This is a genomic window from Kitasatospora sp. NPDC101183 (assembly GCF_044767945.1).
Lineage (GTDB): Bacteria > Actinomycetota > Actinomycetes > Streptomycetales > Streptomycetaceae > Kitasatospora.
The window spans coordinates 1-26,508 of the sequence record NZ_JBIWOW010000033.1 but is presented as its reverse complement, the minus strand read 5'-3'; the positions used below and the strand labels follow the sequence as shown (position 1 = coordinate 26,508).

Here is a 26,508-nt window from a genome sequence, read left to right as displayed (position 1 = left end):
CGACCGCCGGCCGGCCACCGGCCGACAAGCCGCCGACCCTCCTCCTGGACGGTGCCGCATGCCCGACCCCCTCCGCGCCCTCTACACCCGCCGCCTCCGCCGCCAGGTCTCCGCCGGCCGGCTCCCCCGCCACGTCGGCCTGATCATGGACGGCAACCGCCGCTGGGCCCGGCAGATGGGCCTGGCCAGCCCCAGCCTGGGCCACCGGGTGGGCGCCGAGCACGTCGAGGAGGTCCTCTCCTGGTGCGAGGCGCTCGGCATCCAGCACGTCACGGTGTTCGTCTGCTCCACGGAGAACCTCCAGCGCCGGGGCGACGCCGAGGTCGCCTTCCTGATGCGGGTGATCGAACAGGTCGTCACCGACCGCCTCGCCCGGCCCGACCCGAAGTGGCGCGTCCACCTCGCCGGGCTGCTCGACGCCCTGCCCGACAGCACCGCCCACGCCCTAGAGAAGGCCGCCGAGGTCACCCGTGACTGCGCCACCGGCGCCCACGTCACCCTCGCCGTCGGCTACGGCGGCCGCCAGGAGGTGATCGACGCCCTGCGCGAGCTGATGTACGCCCGTGCCGAGACCGGAGCCACGCTGACCGAGGTCGCCGACGCCCTCACCGTCGAGGACGTCGAGCCCCACCTCTACACCGCCGGCCGCCCCGACCCGGACCTCGTCATCCGCACCAGCGGGGAGCAGCGCCTGTCCAACTTCCTGCTCTGGCAGAGCGCCTACTCGGAGCTCTACTTCTGCGAGGCCCACTGGCCGGCCTTCCGCGAGATCGACTTCCTGCGCGCGATCCGCAGCTTCTCCGCCCGCCAACGCCGCTACGGGAGCTAGAGAGCCCGGGCCCAGCGCCCCCGAACCCCCTGGCGCAAAACGTGCGCCACGTTGTCTTCGCGGGCCCTGTTCCGCCCCTCCCCGCGCACGGCAATGTGATCAGCATGCATGCGGAGATCCTTGACCAGGAGGGCTACACCTCCTCCTTCCTCGACGACGCCCCGGCCCGCCAGTTGTTCCCCGGGATCCAGCTGCGCACCCTCTGGCAGGGGGCGAACGGAGCGACCGCCCACGTGGTGCAACTGGAGGCCGGCGCCACCTGGGAGGGCCGCGACGTGCACGAGCCAGGCCCGGAGGAGGTCTACGTGGTGTCCGGGGTGTTCAACGACGGGGCGCGCGACTACCCCGCCGGCACCTTCCTGCACGCGCCCGCCGGCTCGTGGCACGTGCCGTCGAGCAGCACCGGCTGCACCCTGTTCATCTTCTACCCCGAGGGCTGAGGGGCCCACGGCGCCGAGGCGGTCCGCCAACGGCCCCGCGCCCGTCCGTCCGTCCGCCCGCCCCGCCCCGCCTATCCCGCCCGTTGCAGAGCTGTTCCACATCGAGTGGCCCCCGTCACAGCCACACCCACCCCTTCGTGATCGAATCACCTGATGCGTCAGCTCCCCCGCCCCCGAGGTCCGTTCACCGCACCCGCCGCCCTCGCCGTCGCGGCCGCGGCCCTCCTCGCCGGATGCGGCACCCTCCCCGCCGGGAACAGCGCCGCCGGGAGCACCCCCTCCTCCACCCCCACCGGCCCGGACTGCAAGCCCCTCACCCCCGCGGACACGGCCAAGGTGAAGCTCACCCTCACCGGCCCGGCCTGCACCGAGTACGAGCTGACCAACGGCGGCCCCGAAGCCGCCGACCTCACCCTCACCTTCACCCGCCTCACCGCCGCCGGCACCGCCGTGGAGAGCCTGCCCCACACCGTCACCGCCCTCGCCCCGGGCGCCACCGACCGGGGCCGCCTCAGTCTGGGCGAGCGCAACAAGGCCACCCACGTCAAGGTCCTCAAGGTCCGCAGCGTCCCCACCTCCGAGGCCCCGCAGCCCGGCGGCGACTGCCCGAAGTCCGGCCTGCGGCTCTACGCCGACCAGGGCGACGCCGCGATGGGCCTGCGCGTGGTCGGCCTGATCCTGCACAACTGCGGCACCGCGCCCGTGGCCCTCGACGGCTACCCCCGCATCCAGCTCCTCGACCAGGAGCACCAGCCCGTCGACGGCATCCGCCTCCTCTCCGGCGGCGACGAGATCGCCACCGGCACCGGCGCCAACCTCCCACGGAAGCGCTTCTCCCTCCGCCCCGGCGAACGCGCCTACTCCACCCTCGTCTGGCGCAACACCACCCAGGACGGCACCCCGGTGCACGCCCCGTACGCCCGAGTCCGCGCCCTGCCGAACTCCGCCCCCGTCATGGTCACCCCCGAGTTCGACCTCGGCACAACCGGCCGCCTCGGCATCGGCGCCTGGCAACCGGAGACCCCCGGCGGCCCGGACAACCCCGAGAGAAGGCCATGACCACCACGCCCCCGCGCCCCCTCGACATCACCGCCGTCTTCCCCGCCCTCGCCCCGCACGCCCGCACGGCCGTCCGCCTCCACCCGGCCCCGGCCCACCCGGCCGTCCCCGGCCCGCACGAGAGCTCGATCGGCGGCCCCCTCGCCTGGCCCTCGGCCGAGCCCCACCCCACCTGCCCCGGCGGCCGTCACCTGTTCGCCGAGGAGCACCCGGGGCCGTCCCCTCTCCTCCCCGTCCTCCAGGTCCACGCCCGCGACGTGCCCTGGTACGACGGCTTCCCCGAGGGCACGGATGTCCTGCAGCTCCTCTGGTGCCCGTTCCAGCACGCCTACGACACCCCGGGCGCGCCCTACAACGGCATCGCCGGCCCGTGGGTCCGCCTCCTGCACCGCTGCGCCGCCGACCTGGACGGCTCCCTCCCCCTGCCCCCGACCGACGCCGAGGGCCACGACTACCGGCCCGTCCCCTGCTCCCTGCGCCCCGAGCCCGTCACCGAGTACCCGCACCCGGGCCTGCTCGGCGAGGAGTTCGAGGAACGCGTCGACGCGTGGCAGCAGGCCACCTTCCCCGAACCGGACGCCCAGAACGACCCGGACGATCCCGACGACGACCCCGAGTACGAGTCCCGCTACCACTGGGACCTCTCCACCGCCCCCGGCTGGAAGCTCGGCGGCCACGAACCCTGGAACTACCAGGGCTACTTCGGCCCCGTCCGCTGCCACACCTGCGACACCCCGATGCGCTTCGTCGCCGCGCTCGCCAGCGCCGAGTTCGACGGCGGCACCGCGAGCTGGGCCCCGGCCCCGGACGGAGTGCGCGCCCCGCAATGCCCCACCACCGTCAGGCTGGGCGGCTTCGAGACCATGCGCGTCTTCGCCTGCCCCCGCTCCCCGGACCACCCCGTCCACAGCGACCTGGTCTGAGCCCCGGCTACGCGCCGAGCCTGCGCCGCGCCGTCTCCCGGATCTCCTCCGGCAGCGCCTCCACCCCGGCGAGGAGCGGGAGCAGGTCGGGCTCGCGCGTCATCGCCCGGAAGGTGAGGGCGACGGTCACGGCGTGGTCCGGCCGGTAAGCGATCCCGATCGGGTCGCCCGCCCGGATCTCGCCGGGCGAGACCACCCGCAGGTAGGCGCCGGGCAGCGCGGCCTCCGTGAACCGCTTGATCCAGCCCTCCCGCTCCAGCCACCCCTGGAAGGTCGAGCAGGGCACCCGGGGGCAGGACACCTCCAGCACCACGCCGCCCGTCCCGATCCGCCAACGCTCGCCGATCAGCGCCCCGTTGACGTCCAGCCCGGCCGTGGTCAGGTTCTCCCCGAACACTCCGTTGCCCAACTCCCGCCCCAGTTCGGGCTCCCAGCCGTCGAGGTCCTCCCGCGCGTACGCGTACACGGCCTGGTCGACGCCCCCGTGGTGCTTGACGTCGTACACCCGGTCCCCCGCGAGCCCGACCTCCCCGGCGCCCTTCGGCCCGGGCACCGTGACGGCCACCGGCCCCTCGACGGGCCGCTTGTCGATACCGGTCTCGCTCGAGCTCTTCCACGGATTGGCCCGTGGCCTGCCGATGTTGACGGAGAGCAGCTGCATGCCTTCCACGGTACGACCGCCACCCCCGGCCGGTCATGTCGGTTTCGTACGGCAGGGTGGGTCCCGAGCACCCATCCGAACGGAGTACACCCATGCTCGTCAGCGGCGCCTTCCTGGAGTTCCACGAAGCCCCCCACCGCCCGGTCGGGGTCACGGTCCCGGGCGTCTTCCACGACGACACCCCGCCCGGTCCGGAGGACCGCCGGCAGTGCCTCGGCGAGTCCGGGAGCAACGGCCTGATCACCCTGGACACCGTCACCGGCGAGGTCCGCGCCGTCGAGTGGCCCGGCCAGGAGGCCGGGGGCGAGCTGCTCGCCACCTCCCTGCCCGCCCTCGCCGCCCTGGTCCGGGAGGTCGAGGCGGTCGCCTCCGGGGCCGCCGACCCCACCGCCCGGGGTGGCCGCCGGGGCACGGCCGTCGCGGACGCGGTGATCGCGGAGGCCGAGGAGCGCATGCGGGCGATCGACCCGGCCCTGTTCGCCGCGCACCCGCGCCACCCGCACTGGCGCACGGCCCTGGTGGTCGCCTCCCTCCCCTGGGGCGCCCGCCCCGGCGGCCCGGAGGACGGCCTCGCGTACGTCTTCGAGCCCGACCTCGTCGAGAGCCTCGGCCACGTCTTCGACACTGACGACGAACCCACCGTCCGCCGCTACCGCCCGGAGGACCTCCCCGCCGAACTCGTCCACGCGCCCACCCGCCGCCTCCTCACCGAGGTCGGCCTGCCGCTGGACGTCGACGTGCTCGGCCTCCCCTCCGAGGGCCCGCTCACCCCGGCGCCCGGCGCCGAGCCCCACCACCTCTTCCTCGCCTGGTGGGCCGACGACCTGCGGATCTCCCTCGACGGCACGACCGGTGCCGTCCTCGTCCACGACCCCACCGGCGGCTACGGCGACCTCGCGCCCTACCTCAACCGCGACCTGTCCGCGCTCCTCTACGCCCTCTGGACGTACGAACGCCTGGCCACCGAGTGGTACCACGAGAACGAGGACGACCCCCGCGACGACTCCGACGACGAGACCGTCATCGACCCCCACGCCCTCCTCCTCAACGAAGTGGACGCCCGCATCGAAGCCGTCGACCCCGAGGCCTTCGCCACCCCCGACCACTCCTGGCGCCGCCTCGCCGAGGACCCGTACACCGGCGGCTTCCTCTGCGACTGACGCGGCCGGGGGGCCTAGCCCTCCGCCACCCACGCCCCCAGCTTCTCCGGGTTCCGCACCACCCAGATCCGCCGCACCCGCCCGTCCGCCACCTCGAACGCCGCCACCGTCACCACCGCCCCGCCCCGTAGCGCGACCAGCCCCGGCAGCCCGTTGACCGTCCGCTCCACCAGTTCCAGCCCGGGCGCCATCCCCGCGATCGCCACCATGTACTGCGCGATCCGCGCCCCGCCCTCGATCGGTCGCAGCGCGGCCCCGACCATGCCCCCGCCGTCCGCCGTCATCACGGCGGACGGGTCGAGGACGGCCACCAGCCCCGCGATGTCCCCGCCCTCCCACGCCGTCCGCACCCGCCGCACGGCCTCCGCCCGGTCCCCCGCGTCACCCGCATCGCCCGCGTCCCCCGTCTCCGGCCCCCGCGCGGCCGCCACCCGCCGCCGCCCCGAGGAGGCCAGTTGCTTGCAGGCCGCCGGGGTCCGCCCGAGCACCCCGGCGATCTCCGCGAACGGGTACCGGAACACGTCGTGCAGCACGAACGCCACCCGCTCCGCCGGCGTCATCGTCTCCAGCACGACGAGGAACGCCATGCTCACCGACTCGTCCAGCACCACCTGCTCCGCCACGTCCGAGCAGGACTCCCCGTGCCCGGGCAGCGGCTCCGGCAGCCACGCCCCCACGTACCGCTCCCGCCGCACCCGCGCCGAGCCGAGCACATCCAGGCAGATCCGCCCGGTCACCGTCGTCAGCCAGGCCCCCGGCGCGACGATCTCCGCCCGCCGCGCCCCCGGCAGCGCGTACCACCGCGCGTACGCCTCCTGCACCGCGTCCTCGGACTCGACCAGCGACCCGAGCAGCCGGTACGCGATGTTGACCAGCCGCCCCCGCTCCTCCTCCACGTCCGCCATCGCCCCCGCCTTACCTTTCGCAGCCCTGCGTCGTCGAACCGGCAAGACCCTACTCACACTCACCGGAACGAGGATCATGACCACCGTCGCCTCCCCCACCACGGCCTCCCGCGCCTCCTCCTTCCTCCGCCTCGCGATCGCCCTCCAGACCTTCACGATCTTCCTCCAGGCCACCTCCGCCGGCCTGCTCCTCAGCACCTCCTACGGCGAGACCCTGCACAGCGCCGGCGCCCGGGTGATGTACGCCGCCTCGATGCTGTACCTCCTCGCGGCCGTGCTCGCCTGGAAGCCGGGCGGCGGCCCGCTGCGCCCGGTCGGGCACGCGACCGGCTTCCTCCTGCTGGCCTCCGCCCAGGTGGTGCTGGGCATCGCGCACGTCCCGGCGGTCCATCTCCCCCTCGGCGTCCTGATGTTCGGCCTGAGCCTGGTCGCCGCCCTGCGCTCCATGACCCCTCAACGGTGAGGACGAAGACGGTGAGGACGCAACGGTGAGGGCGCGAACCCGCCAGCCCTCCCCCGACCGCGCTGCTGCACTGGACCGGTCCCGAACCACCGTGCACAGAACGGCACTTCATGCTCGCCATGCCCTCCCCGACCGCACAACGCCCCCCGACCGCCTGGCTCGGCGTGACGGCGGTGATGCTGGGGATCTTCACCATCGTCACGACCGAGATCCTCCCGATCGGCCTGCTGACCTCCATCGGCGCCGACTTCACCGTCTCGGACGGCCTCGCCGGCCTGATGATGACCATGCCCGGCCTCCTCGCCGCCCTCGCGGCCCCGCTGGTGACGGCGGCGACGGCCCGCGTGGACCGCCGCCGCATGCTGGCCGCGTTCATGCTGCTGCTCGCGGCCGCGAACGCCCTGGCCGCCGTGGCTCCGGGCTACGGCCTGGTGCTGCTCTCGCGCGTCCTGGTGGGCGTCACCATCGGCGGCTTCTGGTCGATCGGCGCGGGCCTGGCCGAACGGCTCGTCCCGCCCGCCCGGGCCGCCCGCGCGACCTCGGTGATCTTCTCGGCCGTCCCGCTCGGCTCCGTCCTGGGCGTCCCCGCCGGGACGTTCATCGGCGAACTCGCGGGCTGGCGAACGGCGTTCGCGCTCCTCGCCGCCCTGTCCGTCGCCGTGACGGCCCTGCTGATCCTGTCCGTCCCGCCGCTGCCGCCCACCGGGGCGGCGACGCGTCTGCGCCTGCTCGCCGCCGTCGCCCGCCGCCCCCGGGCCCGCTTCGCGCTCCTGCTCACCTTCCTGATCGTGCTGGCCCACTTCGGCGCCTACACCTACGTGACGCCGTTCCTGGAGCAGGTCACCCACGCGGGCCCGGGCCTGATCACCGTCCTGCTCCTCCTGTACGGGGCCGCCGGGATCGCCGGAACGTTCCTGCTCGGCGGGCTCGTCGCCCGCCGCCCCCGCCTCGGCTTCGCCCTCGCGGCGGCCCTGCTGGCGGGCGCCACCGCGCTGCTGCCGCTGCTGGGCGGCTCGACGGCGGGCGCGCTCGCGCCGCTGCTCCTGTGGGGCGCGGCGTACGGGGCGGTGCCGGTCGCCTCGCGGACCTGGTTCGCCGGGGCGGCCCCGGACGCGCCGGAGGCGGCCTCCGTGCTGTTCACCGCCTCGTTCCAGGCGACGATCTCCCTCGGCGCCCTGGCCGGCGGGGCCGTCCTGGACCGCGCCTCCCCCTCGACGGTGATGGCCCTCGGCGCCCTCGCCGCCGCCCTCACCCTCGTGCCCCTGCTACGACACCGCGCCTGACGCACCCCCCAGGGCACGGCCGAGGGCGAGTCCGAGCGCCGCCACGTTCCCCTCCAGGTGCGCGACCCGCACCGTCCCGCTCAGCACCACCGCCCGCCGGAACGCCCCGGCGTGAAAGTCGAACGCCGAGGCCCCCGCCAACGCCCCCGACCCCATCGGCCGGTTCAGCAGCGGCAGGGCCGACCGCTCCCGCTCCCCGAACACGGCGGCGAGACGGACGGACGAGGCGTTCGCCGGGAACTGCACGGTGTCGAAGACCTCGACCTCCAGCGCCGCCCGCAGCGCCTCCTCCGAGGACACGCTGACCCCGACCGCCCCCACCTCCCCGCCCGCGCGCAGCCCCTCGAACCAGCCGAGCAGCCGCTCGTCCCGCAGGTCCTCGACGGTGCACTTGTGCAGCTGCAGCAGGTCGATCCGCCCCAGCAGCCGCCGCGACCGCCCGTAACTCCCCTCCAGCGCCCGGACGGAGTGGTCGGGCGGCCCGGCGCCCTCCGGCACCGGCCACTCCTCCCCGCACTTGGTGGCGACCAGCAGCGCGTCCCGCCGCCCGGCGGGCAGCCCGGCCAGGTACTCCCCGAGCACGGCCTCGCTGCGCCCGTACGCGGCGGCGGTGTCGAGGAACCGGACGCCCGACTCCCGCGCCCGGTCCAGCAGCAGGAATGCCTGCTCCGGATCGCACACCTCCGAGTCCGGCCGGGGCCACGGCCGCCCGATCCCGATCAGCCCGAGCCCGAGCTCGACGCCCTCGACCGCCGCCCCGTACCGCCCCAGCCCCAGTCCCGCCACGCATCCCCCATCCCTCGGAACGGTCACCCTACCGACCCCGGCACCACCAGCCCCGACTCGTACGCGATCACCACCGCGTGCGTCCGGTTCTGCGCGCCGAGCTTGGTCAGCACGTTGCCGACGTGCGTCTTCACCGTCTCCTGGCTCACCGTGAGCGCCAGCGCGATCTCCGGATTGGACCGCCCGGTGGCCATCAGCCGCAGCACCTCCTCCTCCCGCCCGGTGAGCGCCGCCGTCGGCAGGGCCTCGGCGGAGTCCAGCGGGCGGGCGGCGACCATCCGGCGCAGCGCCGCCGGGAAGAGGATCGCCTCGCCCGCCGCCACCACCCGCGCCGCCTCCGCGATCTGCGGGACGGGGAGCCGCTTGAGGACGAATCCGCTGGCGCCGGCGCTGAGCGCGGCGGTCACGTAGCCGTCGTTCTCGAAGGTGGTGATGACCACGATCTTCGGCGGGTCGTCGACCGCCGCCAGCAGCTGCCGGGTGGCCTCGATCCCGTTGAGGCGCGGCATCCGTACGTCCATCAGCACGACGTCCGGCCGCAGCAGCCGCGCCTGTTCGACCGCCTCGACGCCGTCGGCGGCCTCCCCCGTCACCGCGATGCCCGACTGGAGGCCGAGCAGGGTGCGCAGCCCGCTGCGGGTCACCGCGTCGTCGTCCGCGATCAGCAACGTGACAGGAGACACGCCGGTGGTCACACCGCCACCGACCGCACGGGCAGCCGCACGCACAGCCGCCAGTGCTGCGGCCCGTCCGGCCCGGCCTCGACCTCGCCGTTCAGCAGCCGCACCCGCTCGGACAGGCCCGGCAGCCCGTGCCCGGAGGTCGGAAAGCCCCCCGCCCGACCCCGCCCGCCGGAACCGCCGACCTCACCTCCCCCGCCGAGAACGTTCACCACCTCCAGCTCCAGCGCCTCCGCCCCCGCCACGACCCGCAGCCGAATCGCCCCGCCGCCCCCGTGCCGCAGGGCGTTCGTCAGCCCCTCCTGGAGGATCCGGTACGCCGCCCGCGAGAGCGTCCCCGGCACCTGCTCCCACCCCCCGGACAGCTGCGGCTCCACGGAGGCGCCCGCGTGCCGCAGCCGGTCCAGCAGTTCCGGCAGGTCGGCCAGCGTACGGGCGGGTGCGGCCGGGGCCGCCCCCGCGGCCTCCTCCCGCAGCACCCCGAGCACGTGGTCGAGGTCCTCCAGCGCGGCCCGGGTCGACTCCTCGATGCTGCGCATGGCGGCCCGCGCGGCGGCCGGGTCGGCGGCGAGGACCTCCCCGGCGACGGCCGCCTGGATGGTGGCGGCGGTCAGCGTGTGCCCGATCGAGTCGTGCAACTCGTGGGCGAGCCGGTTGCGTTCGGCCAGCCGTCGCTCCCGCTCGTCGGCCAGCGCGAGCCGCTCGGCCGGGGAGGGGCCCAGCAGCGCCGGCGCCGCCCACCGCAGCACCTTCGTGGCCGTCGCGCACACGCCGACCCCCAGCAGCAGGCAGCAGGCCCCGGCCACCCAGTTCTGCCACCCTCCCTGTTCCCACACGTCCCGCCCGAACAGGCTGATCCGCCCCCGGCCGCCGAACCGGTCCCCGAGGGGCAGGGCCAGGCCGAGGATCAGCAGCACCCCGCCGCCCAGGGCGACCGCCCACCCGACGGCCGTGTGCAGGACCAGAAACCCCGAGGTCCGCCACCGCCCGTCACGGCCGGCGCCGGCCCGGAGCGGGTCCGGCAGCGGCACCCCCAGCAGGCGCCGCGCGGAGGCGACGGCGATCCGCCGCGTCACCCGCGCCTGCCCGACGGCGGCGAGCAGCACCGCCCACAGCACCAGCACGAGCCCGATCTGCGCCCATTCCGGGGCGCTGGGCCACATCACCGCCGGGAGGAGCGCGATCGGCTGCACCACCAGGCTCCCCACCGCCCCGCACAGAGCGAACAGCACACCCGCGTACGTCGAGCCACGCAGCAGCGGCCGGATTCCCTTGATCATGCCGCCAGTATGTCCGCGCAGGTCAGCGCGGTCCTCCCCCGATCGGGGGAGCGTTTTCCCCCTCCTTTCCGCGATGTGCCGCCGCCCGCCCCGGCGCCAGGATCGTGCCCGGCGAAACCCGCCGAACCATCCGCAACCATCCGCACCACCACCGGAGTTGAAACGTGCGCGAGCACCACCGCCGCCGCCTCGCGGCCACCGTCTGCCTCACGGTCGCCGCCCTCGCCCCCACCCCGGCGCTCGCCGCGCCCCGCCCCGCCTCCGTCCAGCAGCACCTGGACGCCCTGGTGCGCGAGGACCACCGGCCCGCCGCCCTGGCGGCCGTCACCGGGCGCGACGGCCGCACCCGCACCTACACGGCGGGCGTCGGGGACCTGGCCACCGGCGCGAAGGTGCCGGGGGACGGCCAGGTCCGGATCGGCAGCAACACCAAGACCTTCACGGCGGTGGTCGTCCTCCAGCTCGTCGGCGAGGGGAGGATCGGCCTGGACGCCTCCGTCGAGACCTACCTGCCGGGCCTCGTCCGGGGCGAGGGGATCGACGGGCGCCGGATCACCGTCCGCCAACTCCTCCAGCACACCAGCGGCCTGCCGGACTACGTGAACGACATCGACGACTCCGCCCTCCGGAACACGTACTTCGAGCCCCGCGACCTCCTCGACCTCGCCTTCCGGCACAAGGCGGACTTCGCCCCCGGGCAGGGCTTCGGGTACAGCAGCACCAACTACGTGCTCGCCGGCCTGCTGGTCCAGAAGGTCACCGGCCGCCCCGTCTCCGAGGAGATCGACCGCCGCATCGTCCAGCGCCTCGGCCTGCGCCACACCTACTTCCCCGTCGGCGGGGACAGGGCCGTCCACGAGTCCCACCCCCACGGCTACAGCAAGGACGAGGCCGGCGGCGCCCTGCGCGACGTCACGGAGATGGACTCCGCCGCCGCCTGGGCGGCCGGCGCGATGGTCTCCACCAACGCCGACGTCAACCGCTTCTTCACCGCTCTCCTCTCCGGCCGCCTCCTGCCGCCCGCCCAGCTCGCGCAGATGCGCACCACCGTCCCCATCGGCACCTCGGGCGCCGGGTACGGCCTCGGGCTCATCAGCCGCCTCCTGTCCTGCGGCGGCGTGTACTGGGGCCACGGCGGCGACATCCCGGGCTACGAGACCCGGGGCGGCGCCACCGAGGACGGCCGCGCCGTGAACGTCGCGGTGACGACGGTCCCGCCCGACGCGGCGGGCACCGCACGCGTGGAGGCGGCCGTGGACGCCGCCTTCTGCGGCTGACCCCGCCCCACCTGGCGCTCGGGAACCAAGCGTCCCCACCCGTAGTCATGTCTCGTGTGAACACGGACAGCACCCGCCACCAGGCCCCGCCCCACCTGAACCGCCGCCGTCTCCTCCTGAGCGGCCTCGGCGGCCTGGGCGCCCTCGCCCTCACGGGCGGGGCCACCTGGTGGGCGCGCCGCGAGGACGCGCACGGCCCCCGGCTGTGGAACTCCCCGGAGCTGGGCGGGCGCGTCGCCCTGCCCACGGACGGCGCGCGGCGGGGGCTGTTCGCCTCCGGCTACGACGGCGCCGTGAGCTCCCTCGACCCGGGCACCGGCGCGGTGCGCTGGAGCCGTACGGTCGCGGTGGCACCGCCGAAGGACCAGCTGGACGGCTGGCAGCTGGCCAACTCCGGCGGCTGGCACCTCGCGGCGGGCGACGGCGTGGTGTGCGTGGTCACCACGGCCGGCGTGCAGGTCCTCGACGCGGCCTCGGGGAACCTCCGCTGGGACGTCCCCCTCTCCGAGTGGTCCGAGGCCCCGGAGACTCAGGGCCCCGTCGTCGGCGACGGCAGCGTCCTCGCCACCCACGGCAACGCGCTGCACTGCTACGAGGCGTCGACCGGCGCCCTGCGCTGGACGGGCGAACCGGGCATCCTCACCCTCGACGAGGGCACGGTCTACACCGCCGGCCGCGACGGCGGACTCCTCGCCCTCGACGCGCGAAGCGGCGCGCGCCGCTGGGCCCAGGGCGCCGTGGGCCCGGTCGACAGCCCCGCCGTGGTCCACCAGGGCCTCGTCCACCTCCTCCACAACGGCCCGGTGCCCGGCTCCGCGGCGGTCACCGCCCTGGACGCGGCCACCGGCCGCACGGTCTGGCAGCGCGGCCGGCTCCCCGTCGCGGGCCCGCTGTCCGCCTCGGGCGGGGTGCTCTGCCTCCTCAGCGGCACCCACCTGATGGCCATGGACGCACCCACCGGGGACACCCGCTGGACGATCACCGTCCCCAACGGCCTGGGCCGCGGCCAGAGTTCGATGACCACCGCGGACGGCGCGGTCTACGTCGGCACCAACGACGACCGCCTCTTCGCCTACGACCTCGCCACCGGCCGCCCCCTCTGGCACGACGAACCGGAACGCCTCCGGGTGGACTCCCAGTACACCCGCGTCTTCCTCGCCGCCACCGACTCCGCCGTCTACCGCGGCACCCGCACCGGCCTCCGCGCCCTGGGCGCCCCGCCCTCCGCCTGAGGGCGGGGCCGGTCCCCCCGCAGACGGCCCAACGCCAAGGGCCCCTCACAGTGATGTGAGGGGCCCTTGATCTTTGTGCGCGAGGGGGGAGTTGAACCCCCACGCCCTTTCGGGCACTGGAACCTGAATCCAGCGCGTCTGCCTATTCCGCCACCCGCGCATCTGGGTGATGGGTTAAGCATAGACCATGCTCAGGGGTGGTTCCGACCACCGGAAAGTGGCCGGGGCAGCCCGCCCGCTCGCCCCCGGCCGCAAATTCGTGTCCGCATCACCAGGAACCGCCGACCACCCCCGCAGCGCCCCACAAGTACGCACCGGGCGCACCACCCATCCGGCAGGACGCTGCCGCCCCACCGCCCGGCGCCCGAGGCAGCGATTTCGAGGGGACGACGGCACATGAGCGACCGCGCGACCGCGTTCGACCGGATGATGAACCCCTGGGCCTACGACGCGGACGGCAACCTCACCGCGGGGGCCCGCGCCCAGGAGACGGCCCGCACCGAGCTCAACTCCGCCCGCAGCAGCGCGGGCACCGGCTTCTCCGCCGACACCGCCGCCCTCACCACGGCCGCCGGCAACGCCGACCAGATCCACGACCGCCTCACCGCCGACGGCCACTCCGCCGACGAGGCCACCCGCAAGGTCGCCACCGCCCTCGCCGACTGGGCCACCGGCAAGGCGGCGACCACGGCCGCCGCCAACTGGGACCAGTGCGTCGACGAGCTGGCGAGGAGCATCGGCGGGACGGCCCAGTCCCTGCGCGCCACGGCGGTCAACTACCAGCGCCACGACGACGCCATGCGCAAGCACATGACCTTCTGAACCATCCGAACCATCGGACGATCGCCCGGGGGGAACAACGCACATGGTCGACTTCCACGCGCTCAGCACCGCCGATCTCACCACCCTCGACACCGCCTCCACCGCCTGGACCACCGTCGCCCGCAAGCTCCGGTCGATGGACGAGGACTGGAAGCAGCAGGTCCTCTCCAAGTCCGGCGCCGACGCCTGGTCCGGCGCCACCGCCGACCTCGCCCGCCCGAAGATCGCCGTCACCAACCAGCAGTTGACGGCCGCCGCCACCGAGGCCGACGCCTTCGCCCAGGTGTTCAAGGACGCCTCCACCGAATTCCACACCGCCAGAGGAAAGTTGGAGACGGCCGTCGCCGCCGCCCGCACCGCCGGCCTCACCGTCACCGACACCGGCGCCGTCACCTGGCCCCGCGCCGACGCGAACACCCGCCACGACGTGGACGGCTACAGCGCCTACCTCCAGGAGTGGCAGCCGAAGGCCGACACGGCCCGGAAGGCCATCGACGCCGCCGTGGCCGAGGCCACCGCCGCCGACGAACGGCTGGCCGCCCTGCTCGCCACCGACGCGAAGACCGATGCGACCCACACCTTCAACGACGTCCCCGCCTTCGCGGACGCCGACCGCGCCGCCGCGCTCCTGCGCAAGGGCGGGGACATCAGCGACACCGAACTCGCCGAACTGACACGCCTGTTGGCCACCGACCGCGACAACCCGGCCTTCGCCACCCGCTTCTACCAGGACCTCGGCCCGGACGGCCTGACCTCCTCCCTGTTCGGCATGTTCGCCGACCCGAAGAAGCGCCCCGGCCCGAAGGACCCGCGCTGGGCGGCGTACAACGAGCTCCGCAACGAGCTGGGCCTCACCCTCGCCACGGCCACCCGCCAGAGCAACCAGCCCCACCTGTCCGACGACTGGGCGGCGGCCTTCCGCGCGGAGGGCACCCGGCGGGTGAGCCCGTACCAGCCGCCGAACCCCCAGCTCATGGGCTACCAACTGCTCGCGCCCCTCCTCGCCAGCGGCGACTACGACCCACACTTCCTCCTCCCCGTCGCCGAGCACCTCACCCAGATCGACGCCGGCCTCCACGGCCAGTGGCCGCTGCTGGACGGCGAGATGGCCCCGGGCTCCATCCCGCTCACCGACCAGCCGACCACGGACGTGCTCACCGCCCTCGCCCACAGCCCGGCCGCGGCCAACGCGTTCTTCACCGATCCGCCGACCGCCTACAACACCGACGGCACGGTCAACGCCGACCCGAACGCCAAGCACAAGCCGGCCGACCACCTCCACTACTACGCCCGCGAGAAGGACTGGCAGGACATCGCCACCGACCCGGACAACGCGAAGAACCGCGGCGTCCTCGCCTTCGGCAGCGCCCTGGAAGCCGCCACCGGGCACGATCCGCAGCACCTCGCCCTCCCCGGCCACGACCGGAGCGAGGCCGAGCTGATGAAGCGGGTGATCGACGTCTTCGGCACCCACGGCGGCGACGGCGCCCCGGACGGCGCCCTCGACGACGTCCTGGCGAAGAACGGCAACCTCGCCGCGCTCCGGCCGAGCCTGGCACGGATGAACGCCGACTACATCGCCGACGTGCAGCGTGTGATGGTGGCCGACAGCGCACTCCCGAACAGCGGCTACCCCGTCGCCTTCAACGACTCGGCCACCAAGAGCCTGCTGGAGGCGCTGGGCCGCGACCCGGATGCGTACGCCGTCGTCGCCAACGCCAACCAGGGCCAGACCGCCGCCGTCATCCGCAGTTACGTCGCCGGGGCCGACCACGTCGGCTTCCCCCTCGCCGCCGGCGTCAACGACGCTGCCCACAGCGGCGGGGAGGTGAACGGCATCCTCAGCGCATCCAGGGTCGTCAGCGTGCACGACCAGCACCTCGCCTCCGACCAGGCGTACAACGACGCGCTCGACCGGAACAGCGGGTACGCCAAGCAGGGCTTCGACAAGGCGCTCCAACTGGTCCCGCACGGCGACAAGCTGACCGCTCCGGCGGACAAGCTCTTCGACATGCTGGTGGAGTCCCACAAGGTCGACACCACCCAGGTGGGCGTCCAGGACGGCAAGGTGCTGTTCAACGACGCGCAGGACCACCTGGCCAGGGGCGTCCAACAGGCGATCACCGACGCCGCCGACGGGTCCCGCCTCGGCCAGGACGACATCCAGGCCCTCATCCGGCAGGCGAAGATCGACGCGAACACCGGCTTCTCGAACGGCGCCACGTACTACCTGACCGTCAACTCGAAGGGCAGCAACTAGTGCGGTGGCCGCGAACGTTCGCCGGTTTGCGTCGACACAAGCGGCACGGGCTCAAGAAACCGCAGAGAAGCTTCGGCACCACCACCGGAAGGACTGACTCCGAACGTGGCCGAGGACCGATAGGGTCGATTCGACACAGTGCAACGGACTCGGGGGGTTCTCATGTCGGCTGGCTGGTTCTGGCTGATACCTGTCGCCGCTCTCGTGGTCATCGTGCTTACTCTGGTGGCTTTTCGGAAGCTGATGAACGCCTCGCTCGGGCGAATCGAGTCCATGCAGGCGGCGACGTCACCACACGGCTCGGCTCCGACCGGATTCCAGCAGTCGGAGCAGGAGAGCCGAGAGGAATTTGTGCGCAGGCACTGGCAGCGCCCCGGCGTGGTTGCCGACGGCGTGACTCTGGTCGATCTCTACGACCGCATCCGGGCCCTTGAGGAACGAGTCGCCAGGGCCGAGCAGGGTTCTGCGTCACCACCACGGTCCGACTGAGCCGGCGCTGTGACCGCGCAGATCTGCCGGCCTTCTTGGTCCGTGAGCCTGCGGACCCTGACCGGCTCTGCCACCGTCACCGCCAACCCGGCGAACCCATGCGGTCACAGCACGCCGCCCGGCCCGGGCCCCGTCACCGGGCCCGGCGGACGATCGTGAACCCGTCCCAGCCCTTGGAGCCCACCGTCTGGAGCGAGGTCGCGTCCAGCCGCGCGTCCGCCGCGATGTCCGCGAGGACGGCCCGCACGCCCTGCACCCGCTCGTCCTCGCTCGCGGGGTCGGTGACGGCGCCGTTGCGGACGACGTTGTCGATGACGATGACGCTCCCGGGGCGCGTCAGCTCCAGCGAGGCCTTCAGGTAGGCGGGGTTGCTCGGCTTGTCCGCGTCGATGAACACGAAGTCGTACGGCTCCGCGCCCTCCTCGATCAGCCGCTGCGCCGACTCCCCCGCCGGCCCGACGAGCACCTCGACCCGCTCGGCCACGCCCGCCTCCCGCAGGTTCGTGCGCGCGATCCCGGCGTTGTGCTCCTCCAGTTCGAGCGTAGTGACGAACCCGCCGCCCCCCACCGCCCGCGCGAGCCACACCGTGCTGTACCCGGCCAGCGTCCCGAACTCCAGCACCCGCCGCGCACCCGCCATCTGGCACAGCAGCGCCAGCAGCTTGCCCTGGTTCGGCGCGACCTCCGCCTGCGGCATCGTGGTGCGCTGCCCGGATTCGCGGGCGGCGATCAGCGCCTTGTCCTCGTCGACGAGCGTCTCGACGAAGTAGGCGTCGACCTCGCGCCAGGCGGTCTCGGATGCGTACATGAGCGACTCCTGGGGACTCGGAAGATCAGCAGGGACCCGCACGGCACTCTACGCAACGGCCGTCGCCCGTGAGATCGATTTCCCGGCTAGTCTTCGGCTGTGGAGAGCCCCTCGACCGAAGCCCGGGTGGCGGTCATCGACGCGCTGAGCATCCTCCCCTTCCCGGAGAAGGACGGCCGGTCGGAGGTGGGCGACGGCTGGGCGGGGCCCGGGCACCACGTGGCCGTGCTCCGGCAGAGCAGGGACTTCTGGGACGACATCGAACCGGGGGTCTGGGAGGCCGCCGAGGCGGAGCTGGCGGCCGACCTCGAAGCGATCGCCGCTGTACTGACTGCCCGCTGGGGCGCTCCCCGGACGGTCGACCTGTGGCCGTACCTCGGCCTCGACGACCCGGACCAGGAGGTATGGGCCCCCGAGCCGCTCGCCTTCCTCTGCAACAACGCCGTCACCATGCAGCTGTGGCAACTCCCGTCCTCCGACCGGTGGATCGGGCTGACCGTCGGCCAGGGGGACAGGGAGCTGCCGTTCGAGTTGCTCGCCGCCATCGGGGACGCGTCCTCGCTCCCGGAGTGACCTCGGGTGGCGATCAGTAGGTCTCGACCCTGAGACCGTCGCGGATGAAGTACAGGAACGGGGTCTTGCCGTCCTCCCCGAGCTTCAGGAGAACGACCATGGCCTCGGGGTCCATCTGCTCACCGGTGAAGAACCGGTAGCTGTCGAAGTCGGCGAGTACGGCCTTGACCCATTCCTGTGCCTGCTGCTGCCACGCGGACCGCTGATCTGCGGACTGCCCGTCCGCAGCCAGCTTGTCCGTCAGCCTCTTCAAGTACGCCTTGATGTGGCCCGTGTAGCTCTTCTTGTCGTACGACGTCTCCACCAGGCGGTGCGCGTCGACGATGTTGAGGACCGTGATGGTGGGCGATTCTTCGGCGTCCTCCACGTCGTCCTCGGCGCTGGAAGCCCCACCGATGTCGACCGTCCCGACCGTCTCGCGCGTGACGTACTTGCCCTCGACGACGTAGCAGATGCCGTCCTCCTTGATCGGGAACGAGTCCGACAGCAGCTCGTCACCGTTGAAAACGTCCTTGTACACCTTCATGCGGGTCTCCGCTCCTCGGGGATACAGCGTCACCGGGCCCGCCTCGTCGGCTCCCTGATCAGGAACCTCGCGCGTCACGCGAGCGAAGGTCAGACCACTTCGACCTGAGCAACGACCGGAAGCCACGGGGGTACCGGCCGTCAGGGTCCGATCAACCGCTGGTACCACCAGTCGAACCGGCTGTACGCCCGCCGACGGTAGGCGTGTGGGTCGGGCAGCGTGCGCCGCTCGAACTCCGCGTCGAGCCTGGCGACGATCCGCCCCAACTCCCGTCGGGCACGCGGCGGGAGGGCGGAGAGCATCGCCTGAATGTCGTCCCGCGCGCCGAGCACGTCGTGGCAGGGGCAGTCGCTGAGGGGGACGTAGAGCACTCGGCCGGGCCGGCGCAGGAATTCCTCGTACTGGCCGAGCGCCTCGCTCAGGTACCCGGGCCCGAATCGCCGGGCTTCGAGGCGGTGGACGGCGGCCTGGGCGCTGAGCCCCAGGCCGTGGATCTGGCTGTACGGGCGGGGCCGTGGGCCCCGGTGCCGGGTGCGGGCGCGCATCGCGCCGGGCGACCTACGCGGCATCGCTCCTGAGGAGAAGAGAGATCATGCCCCGAGCCTCCCACGCCGCCCACGGACGCGCCCCCGAATTTCCCCGGCCGGGGAAATTCGGGGGCGGGAGGCTCAGGCGTCGGCGGGGCGGGTGAAGCCGTAGGAGCGCTCGACCTTGGCGACGTGGAGGGAGTAGGAGGAGTACCAGTGCTCGCGGCCGGCGGTGCGGGCGAGGGCGTGTTCGAGGTTCTCGCGCCAGGCGGCGATGGAGGCCTCGTCCTTCCAGTAGGAGACAGCGAGGCCGAGGCCGTCGGAGCCGCGTGCGGAGTCGATGCCGAGGTAGCCGGGCTGCTCGGCGGCGAGCTTCGACATGCGCTCGTTGGTGTCGGCGTAGCCGTTGTCACCGGGGGTGCGGACGGCGGTGAAGATGACGGCGTAGTAAGGGGGTTCGGGCAGTTCGGCGGGGACGGGTATGTTCACGAGAACCTCTGGTCGTCACGGATGGCGGCGATGAACGAGGACCAGGCAGAGGCCGGGAAGGAGAGCACCGGCCCCTGCGGGTCCTTGGAGTCACGCACCGGAACCGTGTCGGCAAGGCCAGAGGCCACCTCGACACAGGCACCGCCGTTGTCGCCGCTGTGGCTGCTCTTCCGCCAGTCGAGCGCCACCTCGACGCAGTTCCCACCATCGTCGCCGCTGTAGCTGCTCTTCCGCCACGTCAACATGCCTGACTCCCAGGATTCCTAGGCCGAAAGCTCGCCCTCCCGGACGGCCACGACGAAGGCTTCCCACGCGGCAGCGGGGAAAACGAGCACCGGCCCCTGCGGGTCCTTGGAGTCACGTACGGGGACGAGGTTGGGGAATCCGGGGGCTACCTCGATGCAGTTGCCGCCGTTGTCGCCGCTGTAGCTGCTCTTCCGCCAGACGTTCGCGGCGAGCTCGTTGCTCATCATTCTTGTAACCCTCCATTGCCTCGGCGATCAACCGAAGCGAGTCAACCTCTGACAGGCATCCGGCGCGGAGCTGATCGTAGCGACGCTGATGCTTGATCACTGCCTCAGAAGCATCGCTCAGATGCCCTCGGTCCAGGCTCTCCGAGTAGACCAAGCGCTGTCCCTCCGGCAGCTCCAGCAGCACCATATCCAAGTGAATGAGAGTCCGCCGACTCACAAACGGCACCACGTGGATGACGATGTTCGGGTGCCTGGCCGCCCGCAGAAGGAACTCCATCTGCGCCCGCATCACTCCCGGCCCACCCACAACAGTACGGATAGCACTCTCGTCTAGGAGGACGATCAACAGTGGCCCGTCCGGGGCAAGCATGCGGCGCTGTCGAGCGAACCGGGCGCTGGTCAACTCCGCGATCTCCTTGGGCTTACCTGCCGCATCGCCCATCTCGAACAGTGCCTGCATGTACTGCGGGCACTGCAGCGGGCCATACATCAGGCCAGCCTGGTACACCCGCAGCCCAATGGCGATGGACTCGTGATCCACGTACTCCTGAAACCAATCGGGGTGCTCGAACTGCACGCTCCAGTCCACCTGCGCCCAGATCCGGACGAGCGATCCATCCGCATCAAGCAGTTCGTCGGCCTTCCGCACGAGGTCCTCGGGCATGCGCCGCTGACCGCTCTCGTACCGGGTGATGTTGACCCGGCTGCAGTGCAGCTTCCTGCCCAGCTCCTCCTGGCTGAGACCCGCCCTCTTTCGGTAGAACCGCAGCTCATCACCGAACAGTTGCGCCGAGCTGGCCGCCAGTTCACCCCTGAAGCGCCGATGTCCCACGGTCTACCCCCTGTCGTACCACTGCGTGCCAGGTACCGGTTTTCGGTCATCAACGTAACTCCGCCACCCGATGATTGATACCGGAACGCGATCTTTCGCGTGCACAGCGTGATCACGCTCCCCTTCGTACGCCCCCTTTCCGCCCCCAGAGGTGCTTCGCCATGCTCGCAACCTGCTGCCGCCCCCGCACGTTCGCCGCCCGCCTCTCCTCCGACGTCGAATCCACGCCCCACGCACGGCACTTGCTCCGCGCGTACCTCTCCGGCCTCCCCACCGGAGCCCTCTACTTCGACACCGCCGAACTCCTCCTCGGCGAACTCTTCGCCAACGCCGTCCAGCACTCCGACGCCCCCGACGACCGCCACATCGAGATCCGCATCTCCGTCACCCACGACCTCCTGCGCATCGAAGTCCACGACGCCGGCACCGGCCACCCCACCCTCCAACCACCCACCCCCACCAGCGAACACGGACGAGGCCTCCACCTCGTCAACGAACTCGCCCACCGCTGGGGCCACTCCCCCCGCACCGGCGGCATCGGCAAGTACGTCTGGGCCCTCATCGCCCCCACCCAGTGAAAGAACCCCCCATGCGACTCGCCCTCACCGCCCGCCACCTCCTCCACACCGGCGCCACCCCCGCCGAGACCTACGCCAACCTCGCCCGCCGCACCCACGACCCCCTCCGCGCCGCCCGAGCCGTCTGCGCCGCCCTCACCATCCCCGCCACCGAGGCCAACCACCGCCTCGACGACTGCTACTACGCCCTCCTCGCCAACCCGAGGCCCAACACCGAGAACGACACCGGCGAACTCCTCGAAGCCCTCGGTGTGTTCGACATCCCCAAACAGCTCGACGACCGCGAACAGGCCATCGCCGACCTCCTCACCACCGCCATCACCACCCACAACGCCATCCGCGCCGGCCACCACCACGCCCTCACCCGCTGGATCACCACCGGCAACCTCACCACCGCCTACCTCTCCCTCACCACCACCCACCCCACCACCCCCGACCCCAAGCGCTACTGGACCACCCTCGTCACCGCCGGCGAACTCCTCCTCGCCCAGCCCTCCCCCGACCCCCGCCTCACCTACGCCCTCACCCAATGCCGCCTCAACGCCACCCGCTCGACGGCCCCTCCCCCGCCCCCGGAAAATGAATGGCGGAACTCCGGGTCGGCTGCTAGCTTTCCGGGTGTCCGTGAGACGCAGACCTAGGAGGTGAGACCCGTGAACGCGATAGACGCATGGGTGCTCCCCCTTTCCCTCACGGCCGGGCGATAGACGCGTAGGCATCGCCGGGAGCGCCTCCACCGCAGGCATTCCCGAAAGGCCACTCCTATGTCTTCTTCTGCCCCTCTCCTCATCAGCACCGACTCCACCGCGCAGGGCGTCCGCGAGCGCGAGTTCACTGTCGACGGCGTCCCGGGCGTCCTCTGGTCCCCGGCGGGCGTCAGCGAGCCCGCGCCCCTGGTGCTCCTCGCTCACGGCGGCGGCCGCGACAAGAAGCACCGGTCCATGGTCGGCCGCGCCCAACTCCTCCTGGAGCACGGGTTCCACGTGGCGGCGCTCGACGCGCCGGGCCACGGCGACCGGCCCCGCTCGGCCCACGACGAGGCGGAGATTGCCGAGCTGCACCGTGCCCGCCAGGCCGGCGAGCCGATCGACACGATCGTCATCCGCTACAACGCGTACCTGGCCGAGATCGCCGCGCCCGAGTACCGGGCGCTGCTCGACGCCCTCCAGCAACTGCCGGAGATCGGTACGGGCGGGCCGGTCGGCTTCTCCGGCATCACCCTCGGCACGGCGATCGGCATACCCTTCGTCGCCTCCGAACCCCGCATCACCGCCGCCGTGTTCGGCCTCCACTGGCCGGACGCACTGGCGGAGCACGCGCACCGGATCACCGTCCCGGTGCAGTATGCGATGCAGTGGGACGACGAGCTGATCCCCCGTGAGGCCTCGCTGAGCCTGTTCGCCGCCTTCGCGTCCCAGGAGAAGAGCCTCCACGCCAACTCCGGCCGCCACATGGAGTTCCCCCGCTACGAGGAGGCCGCCGCCTCCTCCCGCTTCCTCATCCGCCACCTCACCAGCTGAGCAGTACGGTTCTGGCATGGCAGCCAGAATCGACCTGACCCTCGACTGCGCGAACGTGCGACTCCTCGCCGAGTTCTGGAAGACGGCGCTGGGCTACATCGACGAGCCCCCGCCGGCCCCTTTCACGACCCGGGAGGAGTGGCTCGCCCAGTTCGACCTGCCGGAAGGCGAATCCGTGGACGACGGGGCCTGGCTCTGCGACCCCGACGGAGTCGGTCCCCGCCTCTCCATCCTCAAGGTCCCCGAGCCGAAGCGGGCGAAGAACCGGCTCCACCTCGACATCCGGGTGCCGCGCCACGGCACCCCGGACGAACGGTGGGCGAGGATCGAGACGGAGGCCGCCCGCCTGGTGTCGGCGGGCGCCACCGTCCTCCAGGAGTTCGAGGGCCACCACGTCGTGATGGCCGACCCCGAAGGCAACGAGTTCTGCGTCGCCTGACCCCTACCTACCTACTCCGCAACACACAGAACTCGTTCCCCTCCGGATCGGCGAGCACGGCCCACCCCGTACCGTCCGGATTCCGCCGATCCGCGACCATCGTCGCCCCGATGCCGAGCAGCCGCTCCACCTCCACCTCCCGCGACCCCTCGGGCCGCAGGCACAGGTGCAACCGGTTCTTGCTCGTCTTCGGCTCCGGCACCTCACTGAAGTACAACCGCAGCCCCTCCCCCAGGATCACCTCCACCTCGTGATCCCCGGGCCGGTCCTCCACCCCCAACGACCCCCCGGTCACCTCACTCCAGAACCTCGCCAACCCGTAGGCATCCGCACAATCCACCGCCACGTTCTGCACCACCGAAACCATGCCCCCCACCCTCCCCCACCCGCCGCCCCCACACCAGCGCAATCGCGCTCAGGCCATGCCCAGCAGGTGGTCCGTGGGGGCGTAGTCGATCTTCCAGTCGGTGTACACCCCGACCTCTCCGTCCTCCCGGCACCGCAGGCCGACGGTCACCCACCGGACCGTCCCGTCGCCGCCGATCGTGAATCCCACCGCCACCTCGAACTCCTCGCCCCCGCACGGGCAGCAGGCGGTTCCCGGCTCCGCTTCCTCCCAGAACTCCTCGCTGTCCGCGATGAACGCCCGGTTGCCGCAGCCGCAGCACTCCCGCCCGGCCGCCCCCTGCTCGTCGTCGACGAGCACCCAGAACCGCCGCCCGCCGCACCCGGCACACACCGAGCCCGCGACCACCACCGGGCGATCGCCTGCCGCCTCCCGGAGCAGCTCCGCGAGCTCTACGGAGACCCCGTCTCCCACCTGACCGTCAGCATGCACGAGCCCATCGTTCCAGAGCCCGATCAGCAGCCCGATCAGCCCTCGGCGGGCGCCGCGTGGTGGCGCTGGTAGTGCCGCGCCGCGCGGGCGCGGTTGCTGCACGAGGCCTTGCAGAACTCCTGCCGCCCGTGCTCCTTGAGGAAGTACCGCACGCACCGGGGCGCCGTACACGCCCGCAGCCGCGCCACGTCCGGTCCGCTCAGGAACGCGATCGCCGCCCGGGCCAGCGCCGCCGCCAGGCCGTCCGCCCCCACCGGGCGCAGCCGTGCGACCGGCTCGCCGCCCTCCGCCCACTCCAACTGCGGCACCACCGGGCACCCGGCCGCCGCCGCGTTCAGCCGCGCCACCGCCTCGTCCACCGGCGGCAGCCGGTCCGCATCGGCCCGGCTCGGCGGCGCCGGGCTGACGGCCCGCGCCAGCAGCGCCCGTAGCGCCGCCCGTACGGCGAGCACCTCGCCCCGCACCACCTCGCCACGCACCGCATCACCCCGCACCGCCTCGCCCACCGGCGGCTCGTCCAGGCTCGCCACCCAGGAGGCCAGGCCCTCGGCCGTCGCGAGGTCGTCCGCAACGCCGCCGTTGCCGTCGTGCCGGATGGTGCTCGCCAGCTCCAGGGCCAGGTGCCGGTTCGTCTCCACGGTCCTTCCGCCTCCCAGGGCTCTTGATCATCGTGCCGGGGGCAGTCTATCGTCCTAACGGTTTCTACGGCATTTGCCGTTAGGCATGAAGACGGAAAGGCCCCCCATGCCCCTCCTCCTCGCCCAGATCAGCGACCTCCACCTCGACGGCACCGACCGCGCCAGCGAACGCACCGCCCGCGTCATGGACCACCTCCGCGCCCTGCCGACCCCCGTCGACGCGCTCCTCGTCACCGGCGACATCGCCGACCACGGCGCGCTCACCGAGTACGAGGAGGCCGCCCGCCTCCTCGACGCGCCCTTCCCCGTCCTCACCTGCCCGGGCAACCACGACGCCCGCGCGCCCCTGCGCGCCGGCCTCCTCGGCGAACCGGCCTCGGGCGAGCCCATCAACCGGCTGCACCTCGTCAACGACACCGCGATCCTGATGTGCGACTCCAGCATCCCGGGCGAGGACATCGGCCTCCTGGACGACACCACCCTCGGCTGGATCGACACCACCCTCACCCAACTCCCGCCCAGCACCCCAGCGTTGATCGCCTTCCACCACCCGCCCGTCACCCTCCACCACCCCCTGCCCGACGGCTACACGCTCCAGAACGGCGCCACCCTCGCCGCCCTCCTGGCCCGCCATCCCGGAGTCGCCGCCGTCCTCACCGGCCACGCCCACACCCCGGCCGCCACCACCTTCGCCGGCCTGCCCCTCCTCATCGGCCCCGCGATCACCTGGACCCTGCGCCTCCCCTGGGAGGGCGACCAGCCCGCCGACCGCGACCAGCCCCCGGGGCTCGCGTTCCACGTCCTCGACTCCGAGCAGCGACTGACCACGCACTTCCGCGTCGTCCTGCCGTGAGGCCGCTCTCCGTCCTCGCCTACCTGCTGGCCGTCGCCCCGCTCATCGCCACCCCGGGCACCAGCCTCGCCCTCCTCACCCACCGGGTGAGCACCGACGGGCGCCGCGCGGCCGCTCCTGTCATCCTCGGCACCGCGACCGGGCTGTACGTCCACGCGGCACTGGCGGGGCTCGGGCTCTCCGCACTCGTCATGCGCTCCAGCGAGGCCTTCACGGCGATCCGGCTCGCCGGCGCCCTGTACCTCCTCGCCCTCGGCATCCGCACCTGGCGGACCCGCGCCCTCCCCCGGCCCGCCACCCCCCGCACGGACCGCTCCACCTACCGACAGGCACTGCTCGGCAACGTCCTCAACCCCAAGGCCGCCTCGATCTTCCTCACCCTCGCCCCGCAGTTCCTCAGCCCCACGGCCCCTGTGCTCCCCCAGTTCCTCACCCTCGCCACCGCCCAGGCCCTCCTCCTCACCGTCTGGCTCCTCCTGTGGACCCCCCTCCTCACCCGCACCACCCCCACCCTCCGCCCCTACCTGACCCGCCTCACCGCAGCCACCCTCATCACCACAGCCGTTCACACCGCCGCCGGATAGGACGCGTGCGCAGGAAGTCGGCGGGCCCGACTTCCTACGCAGGCCACCCTGGGAGCAGCACGCGCGAGCTCGAAGTGGTCGATCTCCCGCCTACATCGCCGGCACAGGCCGCCCAAGGCAGCGAGGCAACCGGAGCAGCAGATGCACAGGAAGTCGGTCTCGCCAACTCCCTGCGCACAACAGCCTCACCCCGGGCCTCACGCCCACCTCGGCCGGGGGGGGGGGGCGCCGCCCCCCCGCCCCCCCCCCCCCCCCCCCCCCACCCCCCCCCCCCCCCCCCG

At 72.8% G+C, this 26,508-nt stretch carries 34 protein-coding genes and 1 tRNA gene; 19 read left to right on the top strand and 16 right to left on the bottom strand.

The annotated features are described in order from the left end of the window. The first annotated feature begins 58 nt into the window (after positions 1 to 58). The 4 genes from uppS to ACIRRS_RS33390 all read left to right on the top strand — a co-directional run bounded on the left by uppS (position 59) and on the right by ACIRRS_RS33390 (position 3,251). Positions 59 to 829: a polyprenyl diphosphate synthase gene (uppS, locus tag ACIRRS_RS33405; protein WP_402979020.1), complete on the top strand. Its 771-nt coding sequence runs from the start codon at positions 59 to 61 to the stop codon at positions 827 to 829. A 104-nt stretch (positions 830 to 933) separates the two neighbouring features. Further along, positions 934 to 1,269 carry a cupin domain-containing protein gene (locus tag ACIRRS_RS33400; protein WP_402979017.1) on the top strand — a complete coding sequence of 112 codons (336 nt, stop codon included), beginning with the start codon at positions 934 to 936 and terminating at the stop codon, positions 1,267 to 1,269. A 153-nt stretch (positions 1,270 to 1,422) separates the two neighbouring features. Then, a complete protein-coding gene (locus tag ACIRRS_RS33395; protein ID WP_402979014.1) occupies positions 1,423 to 2,328 on the top strand; it encodes a DUF4232 domain-containing protein in 906 nt (301 codons plus the stop codon). Continuing rightward, a complete protein-coding gene (locus ACIRRS_RS33390; RefSeq protein WP_402979011.1) occupies positions 2,325 to 3,251 on the top strand; it encodes a hypothetical protein in 927 nt (308 codons plus the stop codon). Before ACIRRS_RS33395 ends, ACIRRS_RS33390 begins: the two co-directional genes overlap by 4 nt. A 7-nt stretch (positions 3,252 to 3,258) precedes the next feature. Here ACIRRS_RS33390 and ACIRRS_RS33385 read toward each other — a convergent pair whose 3' ends face one another. Next, the gene (locus tag ACIRRS_RS33385; protein WP_402979008.1) at positions 3,259 to 3,912 is read right to left on the bottom strand and encodes an MOSC domain-containing protein; all 654 of its coding nucleotides are present in this window, start codon (positions 3,910 to 3,912) and stop codon (positions 3,259 to 3,261) included. Between the two features lie 92 nt (positions 3,913 to 4,004). On the opposite strand from ACIRRS_RS33385, the gene ACIRRS_RS33380 reads away from it, so the two are divergent. Next, on the top strand, positions 4,005 to 5,072 hold the full coding sequence (locus ACIRRS_RS33380) for an SUKH-4 family immunity protein (protein ID WP_402979003.1): 1,068 nt from the start codon (positions 4,005 to 4,007) through the stop codon (positions 5,070 to 5,072). 14 nt (positions 5,073 to 5,086) lie between these two features. Here ACIRRS_RS33380 and sigJ read toward each other — a convergent pair whose 3' ends face one another. After that, complete coding sequence (gene sigJ / locus ACIRRS_RS33375; protein WP_402979000.1) at positions 5,087 to 5,977, bottom strand: RNA polymerase sigma factor SigJ; 891 nt, start codon at positions 5,975 to 5,977, stop codon at positions 5,087 to 5,089. Positions 5,978 to 6,053: 76 nt separating this feature from the next. Here sigJ and ACIRRS_RS33370 point away from each other — a divergent pair, with 76 nt between their 5' ends. Together ACIRRS_RS33370 and ACIRRS_RS33365 are read left to right on the top strand one after the other, a co-directional pair. Further along, positions 6,054 to 6,440 (top strand): hypothetical protein, encoded by a 387-nt coding sequence (locus tag ACIRRS_RS33370; protein ID WP_402978997.1) that lies wholly within the window; start codon positions 6,054 to 6,056, stop codon positions 6,438 to 6,440. 119 nt (positions 6,441 to 6,559) lie between these two features. Next, positions 6,560 to 7,723 (top strand): MFS transporter, encoded by a 1,164-nt coding sequence (locus ACIRRS_RS33365; protein WP_402978994.1) that lies wholly within the window; start codon positions 6,560 to 6,562, stop codon positions 7,721 to 7,723. On the opposite strand, the gene ACIRRS_RS33360 is transcribed toward ACIRRS_RS33365, so the two are convergent. The 3 genes from ACIRRS_RS33360 to ACIRRS_RS33350 are packed head-to-tail and all read right to left on the bottom strand — an operon-like array spanning position 7,706 to position 10,469. Beyond that, positions 7,706 to 8,509: an aldo/keto reductase gene (locus tag ACIRRS_RS33360; RefSeq protein WP_402978991.1), complete on the bottom strand. Its 804-nt coding sequence runs from the start codon at positions 8,507 to 8,509 to the stop codon at positions 7,706 to 7,708. The two genes, ACIRRS_RS33365 and ACIRRS_RS33360, sit on opposite strands and share 18 nt — an antisense overlap. Before the next feature lie 23 nt (positions 8,510 to 8,532). Beyond that, a complete protein-coding gene (locus tag ACIRRS_RS33355; RefSeq protein WP_402978988.1) occupies positions 8,533 to 9,177 on the bottom strand; it encodes a response regulator in 645 nt (214 codons plus the stop codon). A 23-nt stretch (positions 9,178 to 9,200) separates the two neighbouring features. Continuing rightward, positions 9,201 to 10,469: a sensor histidine kinase gene (locus ACIRRS_RS33350; protein WP_402978985.1), complete on the bottom strand. Its 1,269-nt coding sequence runs from the start codon at positions 10,467 to 10,469 to the stop codon at positions 9,201 to 9,203. A gap of 164 nt (positions 10,470 to 10,633) precedes the next feature. On the opposite strand from ACIRRS_RS33350, the gene ACIRRS_RS33345 reads away from it, so the two are divergent. Continuing rightward, entirely contained in the window at positions 10,634 to 11,746 is a 1,113-nt protein-coding gene (locus ACIRRS_RS33345) for a serine hydrolase domain-containing protein (RefSeq protein ID WP_402978982.1), read from the top strand. Between the two features lie 56 nt (positions 11,747 to 11,802). Further along, positions 11,803 to 12,978 carry a PQQ-binding-like beta-propeller repeat protein gene (locus ACIRRS_RS33340; RefSeq protein ID WP_402978979.1) on the top strand — a complete coding sequence of 392 codons (1,176 nt, stop codon included), beginning with the start codon at positions 11,803 to 11,805 and terminating at the stop codon, positions 12,976 to 12,978. Between the two features lie 76 nt (positions 12,979 to 13,054). Here the strand turns inward: ACIRRS_RS33340 and ACIRRS_RS33335 are convergent. After that, positions 13,055 to 13,138, bottom strand: a tRNA-Leu gene (locus ACIRRS_RS33335). A gap of 236 nt (positions 13,139 to 13,374) precedes the next feature. On the opposite strand from ACIRRS_RS33335, the gene ACIRRS_RS33330 reads away from it, so the two are divergent. From ACIRRS_RS33330 to ACIRRS_RS33320, 3 genes are all read left to right on the top strand, one after another. Beyond that, entirely contained in the window at positions 13,375 to 13,800 is a 426-nt protein-coding gene (locus tag ACIRRS_RS33330; protein ID WP_402978976.1) for a hypothetical protein, read from the top strand. Positions 13,801 to 13,843: 43 nt separating this feature from the next. Continuing rightward, entirely contained in the window at positions 13,844 to 16,060 is a 2,217-nt protein-coding gene (locus ACIRRS_RS33325) for a hypothetical protein (protein ID WP_402978973.1), read from the top strand. A 162-nt stretch (positions 16,061 to 16,222) separates the two neighbouring features. Next, positions 16,223 to 16,549 (top strand): hypothetical protein, encoded by a 327-nt coding sequence (locus tag ACIRRS_RS33320; RefSeq protein ID WP_402978970.1) that lies wholly within the window; start codon positions 16,223 to 16,225, stop codon positions 16,547 to 16,549. A 133-nt stretch (positions 16,550 to 16,682) separates the two neighbouring features. Here the strand turns inward: ACIRRS_RS33320 and ACIRRS_RS33315 are convergent, their stop codons facing one another. Further along, positions 16,683 to 17,357 carry an O-methyltransferase gene (locus ACIRRS_RS33315; RefSeq protein WP_402978967.1) on the bottom strand — a complete coding sequence of 225 codons (675 nt, stop codon included), beginning with the start codon at positions 17,355 to 17,357 and terminating at the stop codon, positions 16,683 to 16,685. A gap of 99 nt (positions 17,358 to 17,456) precedes the next feature. Between ACIRRS_RS33315 and ACIRRS_RS33310 the strand changes: the two genes are divergently transcribed. Further along, positions 17,457 to 17,930 carry a hypothetical protein gene (locus ACIRRS_RS33310; RefSeq protein WP_402978965.1) on the top strand — a complete coding sequence of 158 codons (474 nt, stop codon included), beginning with the start codon at positions 17,457 to 17,459 and terminating at the stop codon, positions 17,928 to 17,930. Positions 17,931 to 17,943: 13 nt separating this feature from the next. On the opposite strand, the gene ACIRRS_RS33305 is transcribed toward ACIRRS_RS33310, so the two are convergent. From ACIRRS_RS33305 to ACIRRS_RS33280, 6 genes are all read right to left on the bottom strand, one after another. Further along, a complete protein-coding gene (locus tag ACIRRS_RS33305; RefSeq protein ID WP_402978962.1) occupies positions 17,944 to 18,456 on the bottom strand; it encodes a translationally-controlled tumor protein in 513 nt (170 codons plus the stop codon). A gap of 140 nt (positions 18,457 to 18,596) precedes the next feature. Then, a complete protein-coding gene (locus ACIRRS_RS33300; RefSeq protein ID WP_402978959.1) occupies positions 18,597 to 19,025 on the bottom strand; it encodes a hypothetical protein in 429 nt (142 codons plus the stop codon). 99 nt (positions 19,026 to 19,124) lie between these two features. Further along, positions 19,125 to 19,472: an antibiotic biosynthesis monooxygenase family protein gene (locus ACIRRS_RS33295; RefSeq protein ID WP_402978956.1), complete on the bottom strand. Its 348-nt coding sequence runs from the start codon at positions 19,470 to 19,472 to the stop codon at positions 19,125 to 19,127. Further along, positions 19,469 to 19,717 carry a DUF397 domain-containing protein gene (locus ACIRRS_RS33290; protein ID WP_402978953.1) on the bottom strand — a complete coding sequence of 83 codons (249 nt, stop codon included), beginning with the start codon at positions 19,715 to 19,717 and terminating at the stop codon, positions 19,469 to 19,471. Before ACIRRS_RS33290 ends, ACIRRS_RS33295 begins: the two co-directional genes overlap by 4 nt. 18 nt (positions 19,718 to 19,735) lie before the next feature. Continuing rightward, complete coding sequence (locus tag ACIRRS_RS33285; RefSeq protein ID WP_402979151.1) at positions 19,736 to 19,873, bottom strand: DUF397 domain-containing protein; 138 nt, start codon at positions 19,871 to 19,873, stop codon at positions 19,736 to 19,738. Beyond that, positions 19,830 to 20,777: a helix-turn-helix domain-containing protein gene (locus ACIRRS_RS33280; RefSeq protein WP_402978950.1), complete on the bottom strand. Its 948-nt coding sequence runs from the start codon at positions 20,775 to 20,777 to the stop codon at positions 19,830 to 19,832. Before ACIRRS_RS33280 ends, ACIRRS_RS33285 begins: the two co-directional genes overlap by 44 nt. A 161-nt stretch (positions 20,778 to 20,938) precedes the next feature. Here ACIRRS_RS33280 and ACIRRS_RS33275 point away from each other — a divergent pair, with 161 nt between their 5' ends. From ACIRRS_RS33275 to ACIRRS_RS33260, 4 genes are all read left to right on the top strand, one after another. Continuing rightward, positions 20,939 to 21,355, top strand: a complete 417-nt coding sequence (locus ACIRRS_RS33275) for an ATP-binding protein (RefSeq protein WP_402978947.1) — start codon at positions 20,939 to 20,941, stop codon at positions 21,353 to 21,355. An 11-nt stretch (positions 21,356 to 21,366) separates the two neighbouring features. Continuing rightward, positions 21,367 to 21,996 carry a hypothetical protein gene (locus ACIRRS_RS33270; protein WP_402978944.1) on the top strand — a complete coding sequence of 210 codons (630 nt, stop codon included), beginning with the start codon at positions 21,367 to 21,369 and terminating at the stop codon, positions 21,994 to 21,996. A gap of 123 nt (positions 21,997 to 22,119) precedes the next feature. Then, positions 22,120 to 22,875, top strand: coding sequence for an alpha/beta hydrolase (locus ACIRRS_RS33265; protein ID WP_402978941.1), 756 nt, complete (start codon positions 22,120 to 22,122; stop codon positions 22,873 to 22,875). Positions 22,876 to 22,891: 16 nt separating this feature from the next. Further along, the gene (locus tag ACIRRS_RS33260; RefSeq protein ID WP_402978938.1) at positions 22,892 to 23,314 is read left to right on the top strand and encodes a VOC family protein; all 423 of its coding nucleotides are present in this window, start codon (positions 22,892 to 22,894) and stop codon (positions 23,312 to 23,314) included. A gap of 7 nt (positions 23,315 to 23,321) precedes the next feature. Here the strand turns inward: ACIRRS_RS33260 and ACIRRS_RS33255 are convergent, their stop codons facing one another. The 3 genes from ACIRRS_RS33255 to ACIRRS_RS33245 are packed head-to-tail and all read right to left on the bottom strand — an operon-like array spanning position 23,322 to position 24,790. Continuing rightward, a complete protein-coding gene (locus tag ACIRRS_RS33255; RefSeq protein ID WP_402978935.1) occupies positions 23,322 to 23,681 on the bottom strand; it encodes a VOC family protein in 360 nt (119 codons plus the stop codon). A gap of 48 nt (positions 23,682 to 23,729) precedes the next feature. Continuing rightward, entirely contained in the window at positions 23,730 to 24,152 is a 423-nt protein-coding gene (locus tag ACIRRS_RS33250) for a hypothetical protein (protein ID WP_402978932.1), read from the bottom strand. Positions 24,153 to 24,187: 35 nt separating this feature from the next. Then, positions 24,188 to 24,790 (bottom strand): ABATE domain-containing protein, encoded by a 603-nt coding sequence (locus ACIRRS_RS33245; protein WP_402978929.1) that lies wholly within the window; start codon positions 24,788 to 24,790, stop codon positions 24,188 to 24,190. 106 nt (positions 24,791 to 24,896) lie between these two features. On the opposite strand from ACIRRS_RS33245, the gene ACIRRS_RS33240 reads away from it, so the two are divergent. Together ACIRRS_RS33240 and ACIRRS_RS33235 are read left to right on the top strand one after the other, a co-directional pair. After that, positions 24,897 to 25,643 carry a metallophosphoesterase gene (locus ACIRRS_RS33240; RefSeq protein ID WP_402978926.1) on the top strand — a complete coding sequence of 249 codons (747 nt, stop codon included), beginning with the start codon at positions 24,897 to 24,899 and terminating at the stop codon, positions 25,641 to 25,643. Next, a complete protein-coding gene (locus ACIRRS_RS33235) occupies positions 25,640 to 26,227 on the top strand; it encodes a LysE family translocator (protein ID WP_402978923.1) in 588 nt (195 codons plus the stop codon). Before ACIRRS_RS33240 ends, ACIRRS_RS33235 begins: the two co-directional genes overlap by 4 nt. The last annotated feature ends 281 nt before the right edge of the window (positions 26,228 to 26,508 follow it).